This window comes from Spirosoma jeollabukense (assembly GCF_054777855.1).
Genome location: NZ_BAAHAD010000001.1, coordinates 1,014,654 through 1,037,007, shown reverse-complemented (window position 1 = coordinate 1,037,007; position 22,354 = coordinate 1,014,654). Strand labels below are relative to the sequence as shown.

Sequence of the window (22,354 nt, the reverse complement as noted above, 5' to 3'; positions counted from 1 at the left end):
TCGCTTTGTCTCTGTGATCAAAAACGATTCTACATATACTTTTTCCAATGAACTCTTCATTTTTGCGCTTTGGACCGGCGTTCGGGTTTGTTTTTTTATACTTGATTTTTAGCCAATCCACTCTAGCCCAGCTGCCGCCCATTTTTGATCAGGCGCGTGCTCAAAGCGCTCAGACGGAAGCCACCGTCCGGCGGTTTTTGGCGCCCGTAAAAATCCTTTGGCACACGGGCTCGATTATCAATGCGGAACAACTGCTAAAACCCGGCAATGGACAGGCCGATCTGTCGGGGAAAGGTGTTTGTTCGTTAAAAAGCGATGCGGCTGGCAAGCCCAGTCTGTTGCTGGATTTTGGCAAGGAACTCCACGGTGGTCTGCAAATCGTGACAGGGCAGTGGAAAGTCAGCAAGCCCATCACGGTTCGGATTCGATTTGGTGAGTCGGCCAGCGAGGCCATGTCGGACATTGAGCCCAAACAAAACGCCACCAACGACCACGCTATGCGGGATATGATCGTGCCGGTGCCGTGGCTGGGGAAGCTGGAAATCGGGAATACAGGCTTCCGGTTTGTTCGTATCGACCTGGTTGATGCTGATACCGAACTACTGCTCAAAGAAGTACGGGCCATTTTTACCTTCCGCGATATTCCTTACCTCGGTTCTTTTCGCAGCAGCGATACGTTGTTGAATAAAATCTGGGCGACCGGTGCCTACACGGTACACCTCAACATGCAGGATTACCTCTGGGACGGTATCAAGCGCGACCGGCTGGTGTGGGTGGGGGATATGCACCCCGAAGTATCGACGATCAACGCTGTCTTTGGCTACAATGATGTAGTACCCAAAAGCCTTGATTTGGCGCGCGACATCACGCCCTTACCCGGCTGGATGAACGGCATCAGTACGTATTCAATGTGGTGGATTCTCATTCAGCGGGACTGGTATCTGCACAATGGTAACCTGGCGTATCTGAAGCAGCAGAAAACGTACCTGGCCGATTTACTGAAACTGCTTATTGAAAAAATCGACGCGAAGAACAGCGAAAAACTGGACGGGACGCGGTTTCTGGATTGGCCGTCCAGCGAAAATGCTGAAGGGATTCACGCTGGATTGCAGTCGATGATGGTGCTGTCGTTGGGAGCCGGTGCCGATTTGTGTCGTGTGTTGAATGATCCTGAAACGGCAAAAAAGTGTGATGAAGCCGTGGCTCGCCTGAAACAGTACGTACCCGACCCAAACAGGTCGAAACAGGGAGCGGCTCTGTTAGCCTTATCGGGTTTAGTACCCGCCCAAAAAGCGAACAGGGACGTATTGGCGGTGGACGGCGCACACAATTTCTCAACATTTTATGGGTATTACATGCTACAGGCCAAGGCTAAAGCGGGCGATTATAAAGGCGCGTTAGCTAATATTCGGGAGTTCTGGGGCGGCATGCTCGACTTGGGCGCTACTACGTTCTGGGAAGATTTCAACCTGGATTGGGTGAAGAATGCTGGGCGAATTGACGAACTGGTGGCCGAGGGTAAAAAAGACATTCACGGCGATTGCGGGGCCTACTGCTACGTTGGATTTCGGCATAGTCTGTCGCATGGTTGGGCATCCGGTCCAACGCCCTGGCTGACAGAACACGTATTGGGCATCAGCGTAGTTGAGCCGGGATGTAAAGCTATCAAAGTGACGCCCCATCTGGAAGATCTGAACTTTGCCGAAGGTAGTTTTCCAACACCCTACGGTCTGGTGAAAGTGAAGCATACGAAGTTGGCGAACGGTAAAATTCAGTCGGAGATAAGCGGCCCTAGGGAAGTTCGGATTATTCGGTAATGCGGATTGCGTCGCGAAAGAACAAGTAAAAAGTATGTTCACAGAGACTGTGTGCGGTTATTTGTTAAGTTAGCAGGATTAAAACCAACCTGAATTTAACCGTTACGATGAAACAGTTCTTCCCGGCTTTCCTTTTCCTGGCTTCCGCTGCGGTTGCCCAACCAGCTCCGCCAGGCCGTAGCGTAGCGCACATAACCATGTATCAACCGCCCACGTTCACGGACGCCGACCGGCTGAAACGGCTGGAAGCCGCCTTCCCAATCGTTGAAAAACTCTACCGGGAACGGGCCGAGAAATTTCATTATCCGGGTGTGGCGTTCGGGATTGTATTGGATGGAAAACTGATTTATTCGGGTGGTGTTGGTTATACGGACGTAGTGAAAAAGACACCGGCAACGGCCAAATCGCTGTTTCGGATTGCGTCCATGACCAAAAGTCTGACGGCGATGGCCATTCTGAAACTGCGCGATGAAGGCAAACTTAGGCTCGATGATCCTGCCGAAAACTACATCCCGGAACTGAAAAATCATAAATACCTCACCGCCGACGCCCCCCGCATTACGGTCCGTAACCTGATGACGCACTCGGCCGGTTTCCCCGAAGATAATCCCTGGGGGGATCGCCAACTGGCTGATACGGATACTGACCTGCTCAAACTTATTAAAGAGGGTATATCGGATTCCAATGTGCCGGGCTTCGCTTATGAATACAGCAATCTTGGGTTTGCCATGCTGGGCCATATTATTAACGTAGTGTCGGGCAAACCGTACCAGCAGTACATCACCGAAACCATCCTGAAACCGCTGGGTATGAACGACACCCAGTGGGAGTACACTAAAGTGCCAGCCGCAAAACTGGCGCTGGGTTACCGATGGCAAGAGGACAAGTGGCTTGAGGAACCGTTATTGCACGACGGTTCCTACGGCGCAATGGGTGGACTGATTACGTCGATAGAGGATTTTAGCAAGTACGTAGCCTTCCATCAGGCTGCCTGGCCACCGCGTTCAGATGCTGACAGCGGGCCGATAAAACGAAGTTCATTACGGGAGATGCAGAAACCCTGGACGCTTTCGGGTTTGTCGGCACAGGCGAAAAATTCGGCAGGAGAGCTATGCCCTGAGGTAAGCGGGTACGGATACGGATTGAGATGGGGACAAAACTGCAAAGGGCAGATTGGCATAGGGCATACGGGTGGACTGCCCGGTTTTGGGAGTCAATGGCGTATTCTGACCGATTACGGTATTGGTGTCATTGCCTACGCCAATCTGACGTACGCCGGAATGGGGGCGATCAACGCGGCTGTACTCGATACGTTGGTCGCCATTGGAAAACTCCAGCCGCGTCAACTGCCGGCGTCGAACATCCTGACACAGCGTAAAGCCGAAATCGTAAAACTCCTGCCCGACTGGACGAATGCCGAACAAAGTGGCATTTTTGCGGAGAATTTCTTTCCCGATAAACCTGTTGCGTTACGTCGGAAAGTCGTGCAGGATTTGTACGCCAAAGTCGGCAAAATTCAGCGCGTTGGCGAGCTCATTCCCGAGAATCAATTACGGGGGCACTTTTTGCTGGAAGGTGAAACCGGGACTATTGATGTATTTTTTACACTAACTCCCGAGAATCCCGCCTTAATTCAACAACTGGATTTTCGGGAAGCAGGCAAGTAAACTTACTTAAATCAGTTTTTTTGTCATGATGACAAAAACTAGTGTATCCGAATGACTCAAGTTAGTATTTCACCTGCCACCGATCAGGATATTCCGGAATTAAACAGTCTGGTTAATAGGGCATACCGGGGCGAAAGCTCCAGACAAGGATGGACGACCGAAGCTGATTTGCTCAGTGGTCTTCGAACCGACGAAGCTACTTTACGAACGATGCTGCACAACCCGAACGTAACGATTTTGACATATAAAGTAACGGGGCAGTTACTGGGCTGCGTTTATCTGGAAAAGAAAGGCCACGACCTTTATCTCGGCATGTTAACAGTTTCTCCAGAATCACAGACTAACGGCATCGGGAAGCAACTTTTATCGGCGGCAGAACAAGTTGCTGTTAATCAACATTGTCGGGTCATCGCCATGACGGTTATTAGCCAGCGGCATGAATTGATTGCGTGGTATAATCGGCGGGGTTATCAGCCTACGGGCGAAACCCAGCCTTTCCCCGATGATCCCCGCTTTGGTGTGCCAACGCAACCGCTGGAATTTATTGTGATGGAAAAAGTTATGCCGTAGTTGTAGAATCAGGAAAAGCCATTTTTGAGTTTGCGGATTAAACTGCTAATTTCACAACGTTAAAACAAAACACGATACCACAAGCCTTATGTCAGTTTCCAAACGCGTCCTGATTGCCGAAGATAGCTCCGTTATCCAGAATCTGGCCCGCAAAATTCTTGAGTTCCAGAATTACGACATCACGGCCGTTAAGAACGGTGAGCAAGTGTTGCAAATTCTGGAAAAAGAAGACTTCAGTATCCTCCTGTTAGACATTAACATGCCGCTCATGGATGGTATGGAATGCGTACGGCGCGTTCGGGCACTGCCTGATGCTGAAAAAGCCAGCGTACCCATTGTCGCCATTACGGGAAACGCCAAGAATTACACGGAGGAAGAATTTAAAACAGCAGGCTTCAACGACGTACTGGTGAAACCACTCAACTTCGACCGCCTGGTAGAAGTGGTTAACCAGCTTACGGATAAATAAATGAGTAATTTGGTAAGTCAGTAAGTTGGTAAGTAACTGACGCGAAACTAGAGCACATTCTGGCGTCAGCCACTTATCAACTTACTGACTTACCAACTTTCACCCTTATGCTCATCACCTTACTCGGTACGGGAACGTCTTCGGGAGTACCGCTGATTGGGTGCTCATGTGAGGTGTGCCGCTCGGTAGATTTTCGGGACAAACGGCTCCGAACGTCAGTTCATATAGCGGTTGATGGGCGAAGTTTCATTGTCGATACAGGTCCCGACTTCCGCCAGCAGGTACTTCGGCTGAATTTGCAACAGCTTGATGCTGTCCTGTTTACGCACGAACACAAAGACCACACGGCAGGGTTGGACGAAGTGCGGGCCTATAACTTCCGATCAGGGCAGGATATGCCAATTTACGGCCGCCCGACCGTACTGGCACAATTGCAGCGAGAGTTTGCCTACATTTTTGCCGACCAGAAATACCCTGGTACGCCCCACGTTCAGATCAACGAAATTCGCAATGAGCCGTTTGATGTACTGGGCGTCCGGATCGTACCGATTGAGGTCATGCACCATAAACTACCCGTTTATGGATTTCGTATCGGCGATTTTACGTACCTCACCGATCTCAACTACATTTCTGACCTGGAGCTGGAGAAAGTGTACGGCACCAAAATTCTGGTAGTCGATGCGCTTCAACGGCAGGCACATATCTCCCATTTTACCCTCGATCAGGCCGTTGCTTTGGCCCAACGTGTTGGTGCTGACCGGACGTATTTTGTGCACATTAGCCACAAACTGGGACTGCACAGGGAGGTTGAAAACGAGCTTCCCCATAATATTCGATTGGGGTACGATGGCTTACAACTAACCCTGTAGCAATCCGACCCGATTGCTACCACAAACCAATTGCTTCTACGTAGTGTTACCCGTGAAGAATCTTTCCTAACACGATGGTAGCCCATATTAAGCCGTCCCGCTCATTTTCTAATGAATTATTGCAGCATTATCGTCAGCAGGGTGACGTCCCGGCCGATGCGGTTATTGCGGCCATAGTTGCAGCAGAAGGCCCAACCGGACTGCGCTCATTAATGACCTGGCTGGTCGATACAACCAATATGCAGACAGTAAATCAGCATCCGGCGGTTCAGGACTTTTTTGTTCAGCGGGCTAAGCTGCCTGCCTGGGCTGACATGGACAGAATGAAACGGGGCATGGCCTTTTTCAAAAAACATACCCAGCAGATTGGTTTAATCCTTGGCTTTTACTCGCTTCCCTATTCCTATCTGGGCGCGAACGGTGCGCAGGTACTTTGGCTCACCGAACGTATTAAAAACGACACGGCCCGGCGTTTACAGGAAACCGGCGAATGGGTGTTTGCCGTGAATAATTCAAAGGAGTGGGAGACAGGTAATGCCATCGCCCGGACGTTGAAGATTCGCCTGATTCATGCCGGGGCGCGGTGGTTTTCGTTGCACTCCAACCGATGGAATACCGACTGGGGACATCCTATTAATCAGGAAGATATGGCCGGGACGAATCTGACATTTTCCTATCTTGTCCTGCTGGGATTGCGCAAATCTAACATAGTGATGACTGAGCAGGAAGAAGAAGATTACTTGCATCATAGTAACATAGTGAATTCCCTCAACGGTGTGGTCGACGAACTGATGCCGATGAACCTCCGCGAAGCCTATAATCTCAACCGCGCGATTGCTCAGCGGCAGTTTAGATCTTCCGAAGCGGGTGTTGGTCTCACGCGTGCCCTGTTGAACGCCATTGCTACGCAAATCGTCCAGGCCGGGGCAGGTAAGCCCGGCCTGAGCCAACCCGAAACCATTCGGAACCTCGCGGCTGGTGAAATGCGTTTCTTCCTGGGTGATCGCTATGCCGACTGGCTGGGTATTCCAGATGCGCCTGTCGAAAAGAGACTGGTTAGCCTGGTCAATCGACTGCCTATTTTTTCAACCTTAATTCCCGCTCTTTGAGCTGAACGAGACAATTGATCCGGGAGACTTTCTGCCAATTAATTGTCTGGACTCCAGTTTGGGGTACGCTATGATTTATCAGTTAGAACCTATTGCTGCGCTGGCTACGGCGCCGGGTATTGGGGCCATTGCCGTTGTGCGGGTATCGGGCGAAGGGACCATCGCCATCACAAACCGATTTTTTCGAGGAAAAGACCTTACGCAGCAGGACTCGCACACGGCTCATTTCGGTACGTTACGAAATCCGGACGATAGCATTATCGACGAGGTATTGGTAACGGTTTTTCATACGCCAAAATCGTTTACTAAAGAAGACGTAGTCGAGATTTCGTGTCACGGCTCGGAGTTTATTATCCAGCAGATTCTCCGCCGATTGACCGCGGAAGGCGTTCGACTGGCCCGCCCCGGCGAGTTCACGCAGCGGGCTTTTCTAAATGGCCAATTTGATCTGGTGCAGGCCGAAGCCGTTGCCGACCTGATTGCTTCTGATTCTGACGCCAGCCATCGCGCTGCGTTGACGCAGCTACGGGGCGGTTTCTCAAAACAACTGAAAGTGCTACGTCAGCAACTCATTGATTTCGTGGCTTTGGTCGAGCTGGAACTAGACTTTGGTGAGGAAGATGTTGAGTTTGCTCATCGGGATAAACTTCGGCAGTTAATGCTCGATATTCGGCGCGTGCTGCGTCCGTTAATCGAGTCATTTTCAACCGGAAATGCCATAAAAAATGGCGTTCCAACAGTCATTGTCGGTAAACCCAATGCGGGGAAATCGACCTTGCTGAATGCCTTACTGAACGAAGAAAAGGCCATAGTTTCCGATATTCCCGGCACTACCCGCGATGTTATCGAGGACGAGCTATTTCTGGATGGCATTCGTTTCCGGTTGATTGACACCGCTGGTTTACGACAAGCCACCGACCAAATTGAAGCCATTGGTATCGAACGAACGCAGCAAAAAATGCGCGATGCCGCATTGGTCGTTTATCTGTTCGACGGAAAAAATGTCCTGCCTGACGAATTGCACACGGCGGTTGAGGAAGTGCGCTCGTCGGGGAAGCCGTATCTGCTGGTTGGTAACAAACTTGACGCAATCGACGAGTTGAAGCGCCAGGCCCTGCAAGACATCGTTGGCGAAAAGATTGTCTGGATCTCGGCTGCTCAGCAAACGCACCTGGACGAACTGAAAGCGGCCCTGTCGGCACGCGTCCGCACCGATTCGGCGGTACAAACGGGTAGCGCTGTCGTGACCAACGCCCGCCATTACGAACACCTCACCGGAACCGACGACGCCCTCGCTCGTGCGATCTCTGGTCTGGACTCCGGCGTTACACCTGATTGGCTGGCCATGGATTTACGGGTAGCGTTGCGACATCTAGGCGAATTGACAGGCGAAATCACAACAGATGATTTGTTGGAATCCATTTTCAGTAAGTTCTGTATCGGAAAGTAACCCCACTTAATAAACCATTTATTAGTTCTTTCATTTGCCTATATAACCGGGTTGAACTCGGTATGTGTAAATGAACTTTACTTCTTTCCATATATGGGATAGAAGATTCTGGCAACAATTCAGCATTCCAAAGCTATACTGGAACAGAGAATGCTCGTTTTTGCAGGTTGATACCCATTCTCGTTTGCTGCCAGGCCTTGACGATGGTATAAGTACGCTGGAAAAAACTTGAGCTGGCTGAAGCAGTTTGCTATTTGGGATATTCGGAAAGTCATTATTACACTCTATGTTAGTTGCGATTGGTATCCAAACGAACTACAACTATCCGATAAGGATTAATTGCTGTACAAGACCTTGCGGATGAGCATCAGCCCCGACTTATCGTAAACGTAGCAGCTGAGTATATACTGGATGATTTTATTCTGGGCCAGCTAGAGCAAGGTGACCTACTGCCCTTTGGCGAAAAACGCTACCTCCTTGTTGAATCGGGCTGGTGTTCCCCTCGCTACGTGTGGATGACGTACCGTCTCGAATTTAGCGGCATAACTACACGCCACCATACGCCTATGCTCGCTCATCCGAAGCAATACGCGTATTATCACAACGAAAAATGACGCTAACACATTTGCATGAAAACGGGTTGTCTGTTCAGTTAAACTGCATGTCGCTTTGTGGACGCTACGGCTCCCACATAGAAAAATAAGCCCAATACTTATTTCAATAGCGCTGTGTCGACTTTGTCGGTAATGATGTGCACCGCCATAGTGACTTAACTACCATGTCTCGTCTTTTCAATGCCGCTGATCTGAAGTTACTGGAAGAGCAGCCGTTACTGAATGCGACGTTATGATCCCAATAACAAACTGAGGTAAGGTACCTGATAAGTTTGATAAAGTGTTGAATCGAAGGGGATACCTCAATTACTTCAGCCCATCCAGAATGCCGTCGTAGGCTATTTTCTTTGAGTACTCCTTATCGAAGGGTAGCGGAAAATCTGGACAATTACAGGCCGCAGTCACCCAACTATCGGCGTCACCTATATTCCAGGTAGTAATACCATGCTGTTGAGCTTTAGGAACAAGCGTGCGGTAAGCCCGCACGATAGTAGCATACTTCAGCCGCTGCTTCTGAATATCTTCATCATTGATGATGTAGTTAGGGAGATTCGTTTGGTTGACACGAACTTCAAGTTCCGAAATATGTACTAAAAGTCCTGTTGCCGCCATTTCTCTAATAACGTTATCTATTGACGAATCCGATTGTGCAATGTTAGTATGCATCTCAACGCCTAATCCATCGATTGGAATTCCCCTGCGTTTAAAATCGGCTGCCAAAGCAATGCCCGCGGCTAAGCGTTTGGGATTATACTCGTATCCGAAATCATTGTAAAATAGTTTTACATTGGGATTGGCTTCATGGGCATAGCGAAATGCCCGAGCTATATAATCAGGGCCAAGATGGGTTGACCATATAGTTGATAGGACTTTACCGTCGTCATCAAAGGCTTCGTTAACGACATCCCAAGACATAATACGGTTACCATAATGACTGATAACCTGTTGAATATGACTCTTGAATAAATTTTCCCAAGCGATTGAATCGCCTTTGAAATACGTTACCCAATCTGGAATTGAATGATGCCATATCAACGTGTGCCCATGCAGACGTTGATTATTCTGCTCGGCAAAATTTACTAATATGTCGCTTCCTGTCCAAACGTAGAGGTTTTGTAGTGGATGAACTAGCCCCATTTTTAAGTAATTCTCTGTAGTCATGCTACTATATTCACGACTGGCTACCTGGCGGTAAGCTTCGTTATCGGTTAGAAGAGTAGGATCCATGGCTGCTCCAAACTCAAATGGAAGCATGTAGCGAAGAGTTTGCGGATTACTATCTGTTGGTTTACAACTACTCATGGCGGTTATCATGAACGTAATCCATATAGTACTTAACCCAGATTTATTGAATAAAGAGTAATTAATTATTTTTTTCATACGAACTATCGTTTTTAAAATGAATTTGTTAATGTCCCCATAGCATACACTATTATGCGTGTTATATCTATAAATAGTCTAAGCCTAAGCATAATCTTTAAGTTTAAAAATAATATCCTATAATAAGTCTTCCAGAATTTAAAAACTGTAATAAAATGATAACATTATAAAAACTGAACGACTAGTATAAAATACAATCAACTTATTTCTGCAAAATTTGATTGCATACATATGATATTTTTCGTAGACAAACACTAATCTGACTGCTTTTTTTACTACCAATAATTGTGCTGGTTTGATTAGCTATTTTAAGCTACTATAGTTGATGCTGATTGCTAAGTCAGGTTCGCTATTTGATGGAGTTTGATGTACAAAAAATATGCTAAAATCTCCACAAAAATATTTTTAATTTTTTAGTATGTATTGTAATGAATCTAGACCAAATTACAGACATGTAAAATTTTTTATATGTCTGTAATTTGGTAGTAGCTTAACTGCGTTGAAGCAAATGGTATTAGAAGCGGTTTGTTGCTTATAATCATTACGATTGTAACTGAACGTTTGTGCAACCTACACCCACAAAGACCGTGATCCATTGCTTGAAGAGCACATTACTCAAATAGTGCTCGATGGATCGGGCGTCCGTGATACCGCTCGTATACTAGGCGTCAAATGAAAGACTGTTAGTAATCAATTTAAAAAAGTCCTAAGGCCATGCAGTTTATGTCAATCCTTCTTATGTGTCAATAAGGGCTTAAAAATTACCATTAAAGTTGTCGAAATGTGGGCTTATGTGGGCAACAAAAAGTGCCAACGCTGTCTGTAGTGGGTTGAAGACACGGTGACAGAAGAAATTATTGCCTTCGCTTTTGGTCATTGTACTCACCAAACCTTTCATTAATTAATCAGCCTACTAAAATCCAGATAGTCACCTAGATTACTGATTCTTGGTAGGCTTATATTGATCGTTTAGATCAAGCTTTACGATTAGATAGTAAATCGTTATTGCAAAGTCTAGAGCGCAAGCATCTAACACGGCGAACGCGGATCAAACGATTAGCTAGCTGTACGATTTTCTTTTAAAAAATAAGTTATAGTGCATGACGAAATAATTGGTCTATTAATTAATCGATTTTTATTTGAAGATAAATGCAATTAAGCCACTCCCCTTATTGGGCTAAACGCTTGCTCCTGATTTAGAAATAGAAGGCTCAATCAGAGGGCTGGTCGTTAATTGATTGTAAGGGATATGCGCTTTTCTTCGTAGGAAAGGTTTTTCAATTAATATCCAGGAAAAGTATCCAAGTAGGTAAGCACCGATTAAGACAATTGCTATGTAAAAGTGTTGAGAAAATAGGTTAAACGAAACCAAAATATTTAAAAGTAAGCCATGATAAATATAAACTCCATAGCTGATATCATTTCCGCCTAAGAGCTTATGCGCTAATTCGGTACGGGTATAAGCAAGAGAAATTATACATACCGACAGCAAAAGTATTGATAAGATCGACAACGCAGAAATAGAAGAAAGAGAAATCAAAGCATTAAAGCATGCATACGCTACTATCCAATATAATCCTTTTCCATAGATCAGGTTTGATTTGTAAATCTTAAGTCGCTGCATAATAACACCCGCCAGGAATACATAGAAATGTGGAAAAAAAGAATAACGAACTACTTTTTCAAGTATTGATTCATGATCAGTTAGTATACCCGGAAGAAATAATTTGGTAGCTAACGCGATAATGACAAATAAAGAGAATAATATATACAGAGTAGTATTACTAGATTTTCCTTTGCTCATAACTAAATAGGCAATAGGAAGTACTATATAAAATTGCAACTCAATGAATATTGTCCAAAGGCTACCATTATATGATCCAAACCCAAAGTCAGCTAAAAAGCCAGGAGTATAAATTAATCCTGCCATCTGGCTAATTAGCCACACAGGCGCTGATTTATTAATAAAATTAAACCCAAATAAACTAGCTACCAAAACAGTCAAGAGCAAGCATACCCAAAGACCTGGATAAATACGAAGCAGACGATTTCGAAAGTAATTTTTTAAGCTGGTACTACGTTCATAAGATGCTGAAATTAAATAGCCACTAATTGCATAAAAGATAGGTACCCCAGGGAAATAATCCAGAGGAGTTAACCAGATTGATTTTTCTAAATGCAGATGATCAATTGTGTGAAAGACTAAAACCTGAGTCGCAGCAAATATTCGAATCAAATCAAAATTATTAATCTTAAATATCCTTTCCATAAATATTAGGTATGAATATAACTATAATACAAGGGTATTTCTACTCTAGAGTTAGAACTTTATGACTGGGACGAACCAATAAATTCTTGTAATGATTCGATCAATTCATTTGATGCATATTTTCCCATTTTATGCAAAGATTGAGGTGCAGTATTCAATAATTTAATAACTTGAGACTTAAGCTCCTCTTCGTCATAAGCTACATTAACATAGCCCAATCGCTCAAAAACTTGGCATGTTGCAAGTTGATGGTCATTCCTATGCTCTCCATACTGGGCTAATCTCGGCATAATAATTATTGGCTTATCTCTTTCCAGCGCTGAGAAAATAGTTCCTGTACCGGCATGACTAATAATGAGACTTGCCTGATCGAAGTAGTTGTTAAATTCTACAGGTGGAATAAAATCAAAGGTTTGCAAATTAGGGGTGGCTAAAGCAGACTTTGAAACTTGAGCAATAAAAGAGATCGTTTTATACATGGCTGCCACCTGATCGATAGCACGAACCATACGGTCAAAGGGTTCCTGGGTACCTGTAACAACAAAGATCATGATAATACGTTGCCAGCAAATTTAATGGTTGGGGTAGCTAAAGAAGGCCACTGCGTGTATACTCGGTCTGCGAAAGGAAGAACCAATCGACCGCTTAAGGAAAGTTTATCAACGTTGGCAATACTGTCAAGCCAAATTGTTTTGGCACCAACCAGTTTTCCTACCAAAATTCCCATCAAACCCGGAGCAGCTCCTGTTGAAATTATTACGTCTGGCTTTATAGTTACCATAATTTGGAATACTTCATAAAAAACAAGTAAGAGCCGAAATTTATTCCAACGGCTAGCATCGGATACAGCGTAAAATTTATGCGCTCTGACAGTAGCTTCGTAGCTAGGATGAGTACATATATATATAGTTTCATGGCCTTCAAAGGCAGGAACGATGCGTTGTAATTCTGTCCAATGCCCCCCTCCAGATGCTATTGCTGCGATCTTCATTTGTAAAGTATAACTTCGTTATAAAATAGGCTGAAATTCAACTAAAATACGGTCTTAAATTTACACATATTAAAATAAGGCTATACATCAATGTAATATTCTTTCATATAAAGTGGTTAAGCTTTTGACCACCTCATTTATATCATAATTACGAATTAACCCTAAGGATTTTTCTCCCATCTTTGATAGTCGCGAACGATCGTCTAAAATAGAATCAATGTTTCTTTTAAGTGCCAGTTTATCGCCTGGCTCAATCAAAAATCCATTTGAGCCTTCTTTAACCACCTCAGGAATACCACCGACGTTTGTAGCAATAATTGCCTTACCATAACTCATAGCTTCTAAAATAGCTATGGGTAAACCCTCGTTGTAGGACGGCAAAATCAATACATCGCAATCAGATAGAGCCCTATGTTTTAAATCACCATTAGCCCACCCTATGTAATTTACTGAATCATTTAAGTTATTAGACTGTATGTACGATTTTAATTTATCTACTTCACCATCACCACCGATCTGTAAGGATAAACGATTTACGTAGCGATCATGGTTTTCGGTTAAGACATCCAATAAATCAAACAAGCCTTTACGCTGGCCTATTCTGCCCATGAATAACAATTTAACCTGATTGTCGGCCGAGTAAGTGAAATTATTGCCAGGCATTTCAATTGGATTATTTACTACTAATATATATTTGGGGTTAAAAGTTTCTTTAACATAATTTGACCAGCGTGTTGATAAAACTACAATGCTATCTGAGTTATTGATTAGACTAGCGATCATTTTTTTACTTAAGAAATCGCTATTTTTATAAAATACGTGAAACTCAGCTGCGTGTAAATGATATACAACTTTTTTAGAGAAAAAATACTTTGCTGCGGCAAAAAATAAAAACTTTCTGTAAAAACTGCCGTAAGAAGCACCATGCATATGAATTACTTTAATATCCTTATCTATAATTAATAAACGCAAATACTTAACAAACGCAATGATAAAGAATGGGATATTGGTTAAAGAACTATAATTACCTTCGTATGAAGCAAGAAATTTAAAATTAGTTATATTTTTTTGATACACATCAACTACCGCACCCATTCCGCCTTTGTGATCTTTATAGTTAGGACCAATATGAAGAACGTGCTTGAAGATAAGCGTATTATGAATTGCTGTTTTTACCATCTCCAGTTTGGAATTAGCTTTTATAAGTGTTCAACAATCTCTTTAAATTGGCATTATGATTGCTTAATTGTTTTTATTACACGAGCTGGGTTACCTACAACAACTGAGTTAGGCGGCACGCTTTTAACAACAACGCTACCTGCGCCTATTGTTACATTATCACCAATGGTTATATCGCCGATAATACACACATTAGCGCCTATGTTAACATTGTTTCCAATTATAGGACAGTTGCTATTTTCGTCTTTATTTCCAATTGTAGTAGATTGGCGAAGGGTACAAAACTCACCAATGACAACCTTTTTGTTAATTACTATGGATGGAAAATGATAAACTTTAAGTCCTTTACCAATATTTGTGTTACACGGAATTTCAATACCTACTATCCATTCAAAAAACAGTTTATAGAAAATTCTGAATGGCAATAACAGTATACTGGCTAAAGCACTGTTATTTGAAAAGTGAGCAATCCTGAAAAAAAATGTAAAGATTTTACCTTTAGTATTACTCGAGTTTGCCGACCAATCTTGAAATAAAACATTGAAGAAAAGTCTCATATCAATTTTATCGTAGCGGCTGTTAAGCAATATTGCATAGATTTAAGATTCATTGATTAACAGCTCCCAATTGTCAGCTATCTTCGATACATGAAAGCGCTTACTACTCTCGATGGCATTGATAGCCAAGCGATTTCTTAAATGATCATCATTCATTAATAAATTTAATTTACTAGATAATTGATCTAAATTATTGTTGTGTATAATATAGCCATTAATCCCATCTGAAATAATATCATGAATGGCTGAGAAATTATCAAAAGATATTGGTACTACACCATTTTGTTGAGCTTCTAATAACGCCATAGGGAGTCCTTCCCATATAGAAGTCATAACGAAAATAGAGGCTTTCTGGTAGTATGCATCTACATGCGCTGTTTCACCTATAAATGTAACATTTACTAATTTATTGTCATTAACATATTTTTTATATTCGCCTTCATCAGGTCCTGAACCAACTATACATAGCTTCCAGTCTCTATTATCATCGTTTATCAATTGATTCCATAGCTTTAAGGCTAAAGATATTTTTTTCTGATCTTCCACTAAACGACTTACTATTAAAACTATTTTTTCCTTATTTATTACATCATATAAAGTTGGAAACGTATCGAAAGTTAGGGGATTAGGTAATGATATTAATTTGTCATCATTATTTATAGAATATATTTTAGCAAAAGGTATTTTAAATGATTCAGACAGTAATACAAATTTGTCTGCTATTTCATATAGAGATACGGTCGTAACTATATATGGGTTATAAAAAGGATAAATGATAGATTTTGCTGTATTTTTTAGTTTATTTTTTAAATATTTATATTTTGATAAAGTATTATCTATTTTAAAAGAAGATTGCCAGTAATCAGGTGATGCATGAAGAAAACAAATGAATGGATACATTGAGTATTTATTACGGATAGATTTGTATACCTTTATGAAGGTTTGAGAATAAAGATTTTGACATATAAATACATTAATGTTCTTTTCTTCTATGAAAGAAAAAATCAGTTTCTCTATTTGACTGTAAGGTTGGTTAATATCTATCTTTAATTTGATGTGTGAAGGATAAGATTCATTGTCCTTGTTATTGTAAATAAAAAAACAATTGTATCCTCGTCTCTTTAATTCTTTAGTTATAACATCAGAAACTCGTGGAACGCCACCGTTACTCGGTAAAATTGAGTTCTGGAAAAATAGAATATTTTTATTTTGAAATGTACTCATTTTATACTTAAGATTTTGACATTACTTCATTGAACATATTTAAATACTTCTTCGCTAAAATATCATTCGAAAAATTTTCTTTATTATATTGAAGCATAGATGTTTGAACGGATTTGTAATCATTAACATGATTATTTATTCTTTCACTCATTACATTTTCTAGCTCAGCTACGCTATTTGATTTAAAGATAAATCCATTAACTCCTTCTTTAACTTCATCTGTAAAGGCTTCCAAATCAGACACGATTACAGGAACGCAATAGTTGAAAGCAACTTTTAAGGCACCACTTTGAGAAACTTCTTTATACGGGAAAACTATGTAATGGCTTTGAGAAAATAGATCAGGTATGTCTGAATTCTTTAGTAATCGAATATCGCATTCAAAGAGATGTGGATACTTGATCTTGGACTCATAAATCTCCCAATCTGCACAATAGCCATTTATAGATATTTTAAAATTACAAATTCCCTTGTCATATAAATTACAGGCTGCCTCAATTAATAGTTCTACATTTTTATTTGAATTTATAGATCCAAAAAAAGAAAAAACTATACTATCATTGCGCTTTGAACGAGTGCTTTCTCCAAAGTTTTTAAGTGCCAAAGGTATAACGAAGACTTTTGGCTTCGGGTAGGCCAAGCTAAATACAGAAGATTGAGATAGTGAAAACATGTTAACATAATTTACCGTACTAAATGCAAGTTTAAATATAACTTTGGAGATCCAAGCCATCTTAAAGCTTGGTTTTACATTACCGTCGTGTGCTGTCAAAATAGTTTTATATTTATTCAAACGCCAGTATAAAGGTAATATATAAGGACTTGTAGGAACATCATTAAAATATACAATATCAGATTTAAAATATTTAATGCGTTTATATACTTTTTCGTAAAAAAGTAACATTTTAGGACTTCGGGCTCTGTGTTCCCAATACAAAAAATCGATATTCAGTCCTCGTAAGCTCTTTATAACAGAAAAATCCTTTTCAGTAAATCTTGCACCTTTTTTAGGTAGAAGTACGATCCAGTTTATATCAAAATATTGTAAAATATTTGTGAGTATATCTTTGTTTAAATCGCAATCAATAAAATAATCAGGAGTTATCCACGTTATTTTACGCTTAGCATTATCGGACGTTCTAAATTTGTTCATACTTTATTTTTCTCCTTTCTTTTAAACTTAATAGTAATGCATAAATTAATTCTTCTGTAGATAATCTATATTTATTTTTTACCCCAAACCATTTTAAGTACGAAAATATATTTTTGTGATTAATGGAAGAATAAATGGTCCTTATCTTTTTCTTTTGTATGAACTTTTTGATTTCATGCCTTATATTATGATTTACTAATTTGCTGACATGATCTTGCGGTTCTTTTTTAACAAATAAATCCAACCACTTTTCTTCCTCAAGTATTGCGTCCATTTTAAGCATGACATTTCCTGTAGTTGATATTGTATAAGAATTTTGTCTATACATAAAAACGGGTTTATTTGTATGGGCTATGCCGTTATGCTCAGCCGCTATATAAGAGGTTATATCGTCAGAGGCCCAGGCTAAAGGTAATTTGAAAAAACCACCATCTTTTTTTAACGTTTCTGTTCTATACACGTAATCAGAAATAAAAAAAAGTCTATTGCCCTTCATTCTTTCTAAAATAGAATCATGTACCTGTTCAAATTCCGGCCTAGGGCCTGTAATCCATAGAGGTTTGGAGTTTTCATCGATCACAATTGTTCGACAGTGATAGACATCACAAACGGGATATTTGTCTATTAAATCTGAGAACACTTCTAAATAATCAGGACACATTTTATCATCATCCCCCATCAGTATAAAAAATGATCCTTTGGCATAAGATAGGCACTTATTCCAGTTATCAACGACATTTAGAGCTCCAAAATTTACTTCATTTTTATAATAGCTAATTTGATGCGAATCGTAACTGTCAATAATTTCATCAAGATTTTCTGGAGACGCATCATTAACAATGATTAATTCGAAGTCTGAGGTAGTTTGAGCCAGAATGCTGTCAATACATTCTTTCAGATATGTAGCTTTAAATGCAGGGATAGCTATGGTAAATTTCATGTCAAAGGGAGATTGGCAAAGCGTACAAATTTATTAAGCCTTTCCAGCTCGTACAGCCGCTGGTAGCAATACAACACCAGCACCGTTGTGATTAAAAAATTAAACGATATTAGAAAATCAGCGGTCAGTGATGTAATCATGATCATCCAGAGGTAGTACTTCAGGTAGTAGTAAGCAGGCGGCAGTGGGATACGTATGCTCTTGATCAGGATGAGAAGGTAGCCCCAAAGGGCGATGACCCCGAACACTACGTACACTTCCACTAAACCAACATCCGACAAGGCATACCCATACTTATCTAAAAGCACTATCAGTGTTTTACCATAGTTGGACGTATCATTGAAAAAGCCGTTGCCCAGCACTCGGCTCACCGGGTTAGGGGTGAACTCGGTGAGGAAGTACTCGGCCGCCAGTATGCGGATGTACTTCCCCCCGGCTGAAGCATCTTCTTTCTGCTGGTCGGCCAGGCCTTGGCTGATGGAGGTGCCGGAGTTAAGAAAGCCATAGCCGGCCAAGACAAACAAGCTAATCGTGGCGATCTTGTAGGCCAGCCGTACATTCTTCAGAAAGTGCACCAGATAGACCACCAGCATGATAAGGATCGTCTGGCGGGTGACCTGCAGGACCACGATGACCAGCCCCGTCAAGGCGTACAGCAGCCAGAGGGGCCTGTTTCTGACGGCGCTGGTGACTCGGTTGATGGCAATGAAGCAAGACAGAAAGAATACGCCACCTCCAGGAAAGTTGACCCGGGTCACCCCGCGTTCCTCTTTAAACTCGCCATGCATTCCAAAGTAGACTGTGCTGGTGTGGGTAAACTGAAACAGAAACAGGACGATATAGATCAACCCATAGATGAGCACGAGGTTCTCGATGGTTTTGATGGGGGGGTTGAGCTTGAGCAGATAGAAGAAGGCAAACCACATAGCGTACGGGATGGTCGTTGCGCTGTATTCAATTCCCTGCCCCCATGTGTAGTGAGCCATGAACAACGAAATCACGATGGCCAGGCATATGAGCTGGACGGGCAGCACAAAGCCGCCTTTGTAGGAGAAGAAGTAAGGTAATGATAACAGGATTGTCAGGAGCATATAGCCGTAGCAGGCGTTTTTCAACAGTCCTTGATTGGCAATGACTGCATCAAAGACTTTTAGGGAAACCAGAACCAGTATGAAAATGAATATTGCCTTTTTATTCATGTATTAATCTGATAAATCCTTCTTGGACGAGAAAGATATTTATCTAATCACTTGGAATAAGTCTGAGCCAGAATGCTGTCAATGCACTCTCGTGAGTAAGTTGCTTTATAAGCAGGGATAGCTATGGTAAATTTCATGCTGGCTGTAGGTTAGTGAACTGAATATACTTAGCTAGCTTCTTCTGTTCGTACAGACGCTGATAGCAGTACAACACCAGCACAGTTGTGATTAAAAAATAATAGGATACCAAAAAGTCTGACGTCAGTGATGTAATCATGATCATCCAGAGGTAGTACTTCAGGTAGTAGTAAGCAGGCGGCAGTGGGATACGTATGCTCTTGATCAGGATGAGAAGGTAGCCCCAAAGGGCGATGACCCCGAACACTACGTACACTTCCACTAAACCAACATCTGATAGGTAGTAACCGTACTGGTCGATTAATACCATTAGTGTTTTACCATAGTTGGACGTATCATTGAAAAAGCCGTTGCCCAGCACTCGGCTCACCGGGTTAGGGGTGAACTCGGTGAGGAAGTACTCGGCCGCCAGTATGCGGATGTACTTCCCCCCGGCTGAAGCATCTTCTTTCTGCTGGTCGGCCAGGCCTTGGCTGATGGAGGTGCCGGAGTTAAGAAAGCCATAGCCGGCCAAGACAAACAAGCTAATCGTGGCGATCTTGTAGGCCAGCCGTACATTCTTCAGAAAGTGCACCAGATAGACCACCAGCATGATAAGGATCGTCTGGCGGGTGACCTGCAGGACCACGATGACCAGCCCCGTCAAGGCGTACAGCAGCCAGAGGGGCCTGTTTCTGACGGCGCTGGTGACTCGGTTGATGGCAATGAAGCAAGACAGAAAGAATACGCCACCTCCAGGAAAGTTGACCCGGGTCACCCCGCGTTCCTCTTTAAACTCGCCATGCATTCCAAAGTAGACTGTGCTGGTGTGGGTAAACTGAAACAGAAACAGGACGATATAGATCAACCCATAGATGAGCACGAGGTTCTCGATGGTTTTGATGGGGGGGTTGAGCTTGAGCAGATAGAAGAAGGCAAACCACATAGCGTACGGGATGGTCGTTGCGCTGTATTCAATTCCCTGCCCCCATGTGTAGTGAGCCATGAACAACGAAATCACGATGGCCAGGCATATGAGCTGGACGGGCAGCACAAAGCCGCCTTTGTAGGAGAAGAAGTAAGGTAATGATAACAGGATTGTCAGGAGCATATAGCCGTAGCAGGCGTTTTTCAACAGTCCTTGATTGGCAATGACTGCATCAAAGAACTTTAGCGAAAAAGCCACTAGTAAAAATAAAAATAGGATTTTTTTATTCATACAAAGACCATCTTGTTGGTTTGTTCGATTTACTCCTTGATAGGATTATAAGGTGTAAAACTCTAAGGTATTAGGTTGTACTTAAGTAAAAGCTTTCTAAAAATTGGCAATGCATCAAATATGAGTTCATTTTTTAATAAAATGATGTGTAAAAAAACAAAGTAGAGTAAGCATCCCAAACTAGCGGTGAACAATATATAATAGGCTGTTGCATGTATAATGGACACCATATAAATAATGGCCACATAAGGTAATGAATATACCGCGCTCTGTAAGAGCTTTTTTATATCTATAGAGATTCCAATCTTGCTTTTTGCAAAATAGCAGGCAGATAGTAAAACTGCTGTTTCTGAAATTACCCAAACTATAGAGGAGCCTACGCTTTTGAAATAACTAACCAGTAATAAATTCAAGGCTAAGCCAACTGCGGCACCAATTACAGAATTTATTAATACACTTTGGTCTTTATTAAATGGCATTAATAATTGAAGAATCAGAATTTGTTCTAAACCAATTATTAACATTAAAGGCATAACAATGCGCATAGGCATAATAGCTCCTTCGTAGCCGACTCCTGCAATGATATAAATGATTTGAGGGGCCAAGATTATTGAAAATATGATCAGAGGGAAACTAAACATAAATAAAATGTCAAATGACTTCTGGATTAGCCTCTTGATTTCATCTATATTGCCGGTGCTGACCAATGAGCTTATTCTTGGGAGCATAACACCCGTGAAAGCAGAAAACAACGCTAATAAAATGCCATAAAGTTTTGTAGCCGTTGTATAATAGCCAACCTCCTCGTTTCCTGCCATAAAGCCAAGGTAAGCTACGTTGAAGGTTGTGTACATTGACGTGAGTAGAACATAAAAACCTAAAATGAAGTATGATTTTAAATATGGCTTTAAAGAAATGTTCTTTATACTTATTTTAACGAATCTTTTGCTGTATGTCCAATTGAATAAAGCATTTATAACAACTGATATTACCGTGATCGAGTAATATAATATATAATCATCTTTTGCCTTGATGAATAAAAATATGGCAACAGTGTAAATAAGCTTTACCGCTATAATACGAATAGTGATGTATTTGAAATTCTCCATCCCTGTATAAAACCACTCTATTAACAGTAAATTAAATAATATTTTAGCGCTACCTATATAGAACATTTCTTTATAATCATTAAACTTTGGTACGATGCTTATGAAAAGAAGAAATAAACCTAGAATAACAACTGTAGAAATGGTGTTTAAGAAAACTAAGCTCGAAAATGATTGATTTAGCTCTGTACTGTTTAACTTGTTTTTGGCCACTACGCGTATTCCAGTAGAGCCTATACCCAGCATGGAAAATAGTATGAAGTAATTAACTATGCTATCAACAAAATTATATATACCTATATTCGCTGGCCCCAATACACGGGATACATAGGGGAACGTCAATAGTGGTAGAATGTAATTTGAGGCCACCAGCACTCCACTATACAAAAAATTTTTCTTAATATTCATTAGAGACTTGCGTACTGATTTAGTATTTTTTGTTGCAGAAAATGTAA

General features: G+C 41.8%; 21 protein-coding genes. 8 read left to right on the top strand and 13 right to left on the bottom strand.

Annotated features, from left to right (window positions below):
- Positions 1-47 precede the first annotated feature (47 nt).
- The 7 genes from ACYVEA_RS04175 to mnmE all read left to right on the top strand — a co-directional run bounded on the left by ACYVEA_RS04175 (position 48) and on the right by mnmE (position 7,951).
- Positions 48-1,817: an alpha-L-rhamnosidase-related protein gene (locus ACYVEA_RS04175; protein ID WP_461112070.1), complete on the top strand. Its 1,770-nt coding sequence runs from the start codon at positions 48-50 to the stop codon at positions 1,815-1,817.
- Between the two features lie 107 nt (positions 1,818-1,924).
- Positions 1,925-3,484 carry a serine hydrolase domain-containing protein gene (locus ACYVEA_RS04170; RefSeq protein WP_461112069.1) on the top strand — a complete coding sequence of 520 codons (1,560 nt, stop codon included), beginning with the start codon at positions 1,925-1,927 and terminating at the stop codon, positions 3,482-3,484.
- A gap of 51 nt (positions 3,485-3,535) precedes the next feature.
- Positions 3,536-4,054, top strand: coding sequence for a GNAT family N-acetyltransferase (locus ACYVEA_RS04165; RefSeq protein WP_461112068.1), 519 nt, complete (start codon positions 3,536-3,538; stop codon positions 4,052-4,054).
- Between the two features lie 88 nt (positions 4,055-4,142).
- On the top strand, positions 4,143-4,523 hold the full coding sequence (locus tag ACYVEA_RS04160; RefSeq protein ID WP_461112067.1) for a response regulator: 381 nt from the start codon (positions 4,143-4,145) through the stop codon (positions 4,521-4,523).
- Positions 4,524-4,630: 107 nt separating this feature from the next.
- The gene (locus tag ACYVEA_RS04155) at positions 4,631-5,392 is read left to right on the top strand and encodes an MBL fold metallo-hydrolase (RefSeq protein ID WP_461112066.1); all 762 of its coding nucleotides are present in this window, start codon (positions 4,631-4,633) and stop codon (positions 5,390-5,392) included.
- Between the two features lie 74 nt (positions 5,393-5,466).
- The gene (locus ACYVEA_RS04150) at positions 5,467-6,501 is read left to right on the top strand and encodes an oxygenase MpaB family protein (protein ID WP_461112065.1); all 1,035 of its coding nucleotides are present in this window, start codon (positions 5,467-5,469) and stop codon (positions 6,499-6,501) included.
- A gap of 70 nt (positions 6,502-6,571) precedes the next feature.
- Positions 6,572-7,951: a tRNA uridine-5-carboxymethylaminomethyl(34) synthesis GTPase MnmE gene (mnmE, locus tag ACYVEA_RS04145; RefSeq protein WP_461112064.1), complete on the top strand. Its 1,380-nt coding sequence runs from the start codon at positions 6,572-6,574 to the stop codon at positions 7,949-7,951.
- A gap of 446 nt (positions 7,952-8,397) precedes the next feature.
- On the opposite strand, the gene ACYVEA_RS04140 is transcribed toward mnmE, so the two are convergent.
- Both ACYVEA_RS04140 and ACYVEA_RS04135 read right to left on the bottom strand, forming a co-directional pair.
- Complete coding sequence (locus tag ACYVEA_RS04140; RefSeq protein WP_461112063.1) at positions 8,398-8,529, bottom strand: hypothetical protein; 132 nt, start codon at positions 8,527-8,529, stop codon at positions 8,398-8,400.
- 342 nt (positions 8,530-8,871) lie between these two features.
- Positions 8,872-9,945: an endo-1,4-beta-xylanase gene (locus ACYVEA_RS04135; protein ID WP_461112062.1), complete on the bottom strand. Its 1,074-nt coding sequence runs from the start codon at positions 9,943-9,945 to the stop codon at positions 8,872-8,874.
- 553 nt (positions 9,946-10,498) lie between these two features.
- Between ACYVEA_RS04135 and ACYVEA_RS04130 the strand changes: the two genes are divergently transcribed.
- A complete protein-coding gene (locus tag ACYVEA_RS04130) occupies positions 10,499-10,621 on the top strand; it encodes an IS1-like element transposase (RefSeq protein ID WP_461112944.1) in 123 nt (40 codons plus the stop codon).
- Positions 10,622-11,122: 501 nt separating this feature from the next.
- Here ACYVEA_RS04130 and ACYVEA_RS04125 read toward each other — a convergent pair.
- From ACYVEA_RS04125 to ACYVEA_RS04075, 11 genes are all read right to left on the bottom strand, one after another.
- Positions 11,123-12,214, bottom strand: coding sequence for an acyltransferase family protein (locus ACYVEA_RS04125; RefSeq protein ID WP_461112061.1), 1,092 nt, complete (start codon positions 12,212-12,214; stop codon positions 11,123-11,125).
- A 59-nt stretch (positions 12,215-12,273) separates the two neighbouring features.
- Positions 12,274-12,765: a PssE/Cps14G family polysaccharide biosynthesis glycosyltransferase gene (pssE, locus tag ACYVEA_RS04120; protein ID WP_461112060.1), complete on the bottom strand. Its 492-nt coding sequence runs from the start codon at positions 12,763-12,765 to the stop codon at positions 12,274-12,276.
- Positions 12,762-13,205, bottom strand: coding sequence for an oligosaccharide biosynthesis protein Alg14 (locus ACYVEA_RS04115; RefSeq protein ID WP_461112059.1), 444 nt, complete (start codon positions 13,203-13,205; stop codon positions 12,762-12,764). Before ACYVEA_RS04115 ends, pssE begins: the two co-directional genes overlap by 4 nt.
- Before the next feature lie 87 nt (positions 13,206-13,292).
- Positions 13,293-14,384 (bottom strand): glycosyltransferase family 4 protein, encoded by a 1,092-nt coding sequence (locus ACYVEA_RS04110; protein WP_461112058.1) that lies wholly within the window; start codon positions 14,382-14,384, stop codon positions 13,293-13,295.
- A 53-nt stretch (positions 14,385-14,437) separates the two neighbouring features.
- Positions 14,438-14,941 (bottom strand): serine acetyltransferase, encoded by a 504-nt coding sequence (locus ACYVEA_RS04105; protein ID WP_461112057.1) that lies wholly within the window; start codon positions 14,939-14,941, stop codon positions 14,438-14,440.
- Between the two features lie 42 nt (positions 14,942-14,983).
- Positions 14,984-16,165, bottom strand: a complete 1,182-nt coding sequence (locus ACYVEA_RS04100; protein WP_461112056.1) for a glycosyltransferase — start codon at positions 16,163-16,165, stop codon at positions 14,984-14,986.
- A 7-nt stretch (positions 16,166-16,172) separates the two neighbouring features.
- Positions 16,173-17,318 (bottom strand): glycosyltransferase family 4 protein, encoded by a 1,146-nt coding sequence (locus ACYVEA_RS04095; RefSeq protein WP_461112055.1) that lies wholly within the window; start codon positions 17,316-17,318, stop codon positions 16,173-16,175.
- Complete coding sequence (locus ACYVEA_RS04090) at positions 17,305-18,258, bottom strand: glycosyltransferase family 2 protein (protein WP_461112054.1); 954 nt, start codon at positions 18,256-18,258, stop codon at positions 17,305-17,307. Before ACYVEA_RS04090 ends, ACYVEA_RS04095 begins: the two co-directional genes overlap by 14 nt.
- The gene (locus ACYVEA_RS04085; RefSeq protein ID WP_461112053.1) at positions 18,255-19,457 is read right to left on the bottom strand and encodes a hypothetical protein; all 1,203 of its coding nucleotides are present in this window, start codon (positions 19,455-19,457) and stop codon (positions 18,255-18,257) included. The genes ACYVEA_RS04090 and ACYVEA_RS04085 overlap by 4 nt, the downstream gene beginning before the upstream one ends.
- Positions 19,458-19,590: 133 nt before the next feature.
- On the bottom strand, positions 19,591-20,793 hold the full coding sequence (locus ACYVEA_RS04080) for a hypothetical protein (RefSeq protein WP_461112052.1): 1,203 nt from the start codon (positions 20,791-20,793) through the stop codon (positions 19,591-19,593).
- 62 nt (positions 20,794-20,855) lie between these two features.
- Positions 20,856-22,307: an oligosaccharide flippase family protein gene (locus ACYVEA_RS04075; RefSeq protein ID WP_461112051.1), complete on the bottom strand. Its 1,452-nt coding sequence runs from the start codon at positions 22,305-22,307 to the stop codon at positions 20,856-20,858.
- Between the last annotated feature and the right edge of the window lie 47 nt (positions 22,308-22,354).

Bases quoted from the DNA above. Each gene is read 5' to 3' on its own strand.
- ACYVEA_RS04175 (WP_461112070.1), top strand. From the start codon at position 48: ATGAACTCTTCATTTTTGCGCTTTGGACCGGCGTTCGGGTTTGTTTTT.
- ACYVEA_RS04170 (WP_461112069.1), top strand. From the start codon at position 1,925: ATGAAACAGTTCTTCCCGGCTTTCCTTTTCCTGGCTTCCGCTGCGGTT.
- ACYVEA_RS04165 (WP_461112068.1), top strand. From the start codon at position 3,536: ATGACTCAAGTTAGTATTTCACCTGCCACCGATCAGGATATTCCGGAA.
- ACYVEA_RS04160 (WP_461112067.1), top strand. From the start codon at position 4,143: ATGTCAGTTTCCAAACGCGTCCTGATTGCCGAAGATAGCTCCGTTATC.
- ACYVEA_RS04155 (WP_461112066.1), top strand. From the start codon at position 4,631: ATGCTCATCACCTTACTCGGTACGGGAACGTCTTCGGGAGTACCGCTG.
- ACYVEA_RS04150 (WP_461112065.1), top strand. From the start codon at position 5,467: ATGGTAGCCCATATTAAGCCGTCCCGCTCATTTTCTAATGAATTATTG.
- mnmE (WP_461112064.1), top strand. From the start codon at position 6,572: ATGATTTATCAGTTAGAACCTATTGCTGCGCTGGCTACGGCGCCGGGT.
- ACYVEA_RS04140 (WP_461112063.1), bottom strand. From the start codon at position 8,529: ATGAGCGAGCATAGGCGTATGGTGGCGTGTAGTTATGCCGCTAAATTC.
- ACYVEA_RS04135 (WP_461112062.1), bottom strand. From the start codon at position 9,945: ATGAAAAAAATAATTAATTACTCTTTATTCAATAAATCTGGGTTAAGT.
- ACYVEA_RS04125 (WP_461112061.1), bottom strand. From the start codon at position 12,214: ATGGAAAGGATATTTAAGATTAATAATTTTGATTTGATTCGAATATTT.
- pssE (WP_461112060.1), bottom strand. From the start codon at position 12,765: ATGATCTTTGTTGTTACAGGTACCCAGGAACCCTTTGACCGTATGGTT.
- ACYVEA_RS04115 (WP_461112059.1), bottom strand. From the start codon at position 13,205: ATGAAGATCGCAGCAATAGCATCTGGAGGGGGGCATTGGACAGAATTA.
- ACYVEA_RS04110 (WP_461112058.1), bottom strand. From the start codon at position 14,384: ATGGTAAAAACAGCAATTCATAATACGCTTATCTTCAAGCACGTTCTT.
- ACYVEA_RS04105 (WP_461112057.1), bottom strand. From the start codon at position 14,941: ATGAGACTTTTCTTCAATGTTTTATTTCAAGATTGGTCGGCAAACTCG.
- ACYVEA_RS04100 (WP_461112056.1), bottom strand. From the start codon at position 16,165: ATGAGTACATTTCAAAATAAAAATATTCTATTTTTCCAGAACTCAATT.
- ACYVEA_RS04095 (WP_461112055.1), bottom strand. From the start codon at position 17,318: ATGAACAAATTTAGAACGTCCGATAATGCTAAGCGTAAAATAACGTGG.
- ACYVEA_RS04090 (WP_461112054.1), bottom strand. From the start codon at position 18,258: ATGAAATTTACCATAGCTATCCCTGCATTTAAAGCTACATATCTGAAA.
- ACYVEA_RS04085 (WP_461112053.1), bottom strand. From the start codon at position 19,457: ATGAATAAAAAGGCAATATTCATTTTCATACTGGTTCTGGTTTCCCTA.
- ACYVEA_RS04080 (WP_461112052.1), bottom strand. From the start codon at position 20,793: ATGAATAAAAAAATCCTATTTTTATTTTTACTAGTGGCTTTTTCGCTA.
- ACYVEA_RS04075 (WP_461112051.1), bottom strand. From the start codon at position 22,307: ATGAATATTAAGAAAAATTTTTTGTATAGTGGAGTGCTGGTGGCCTCA.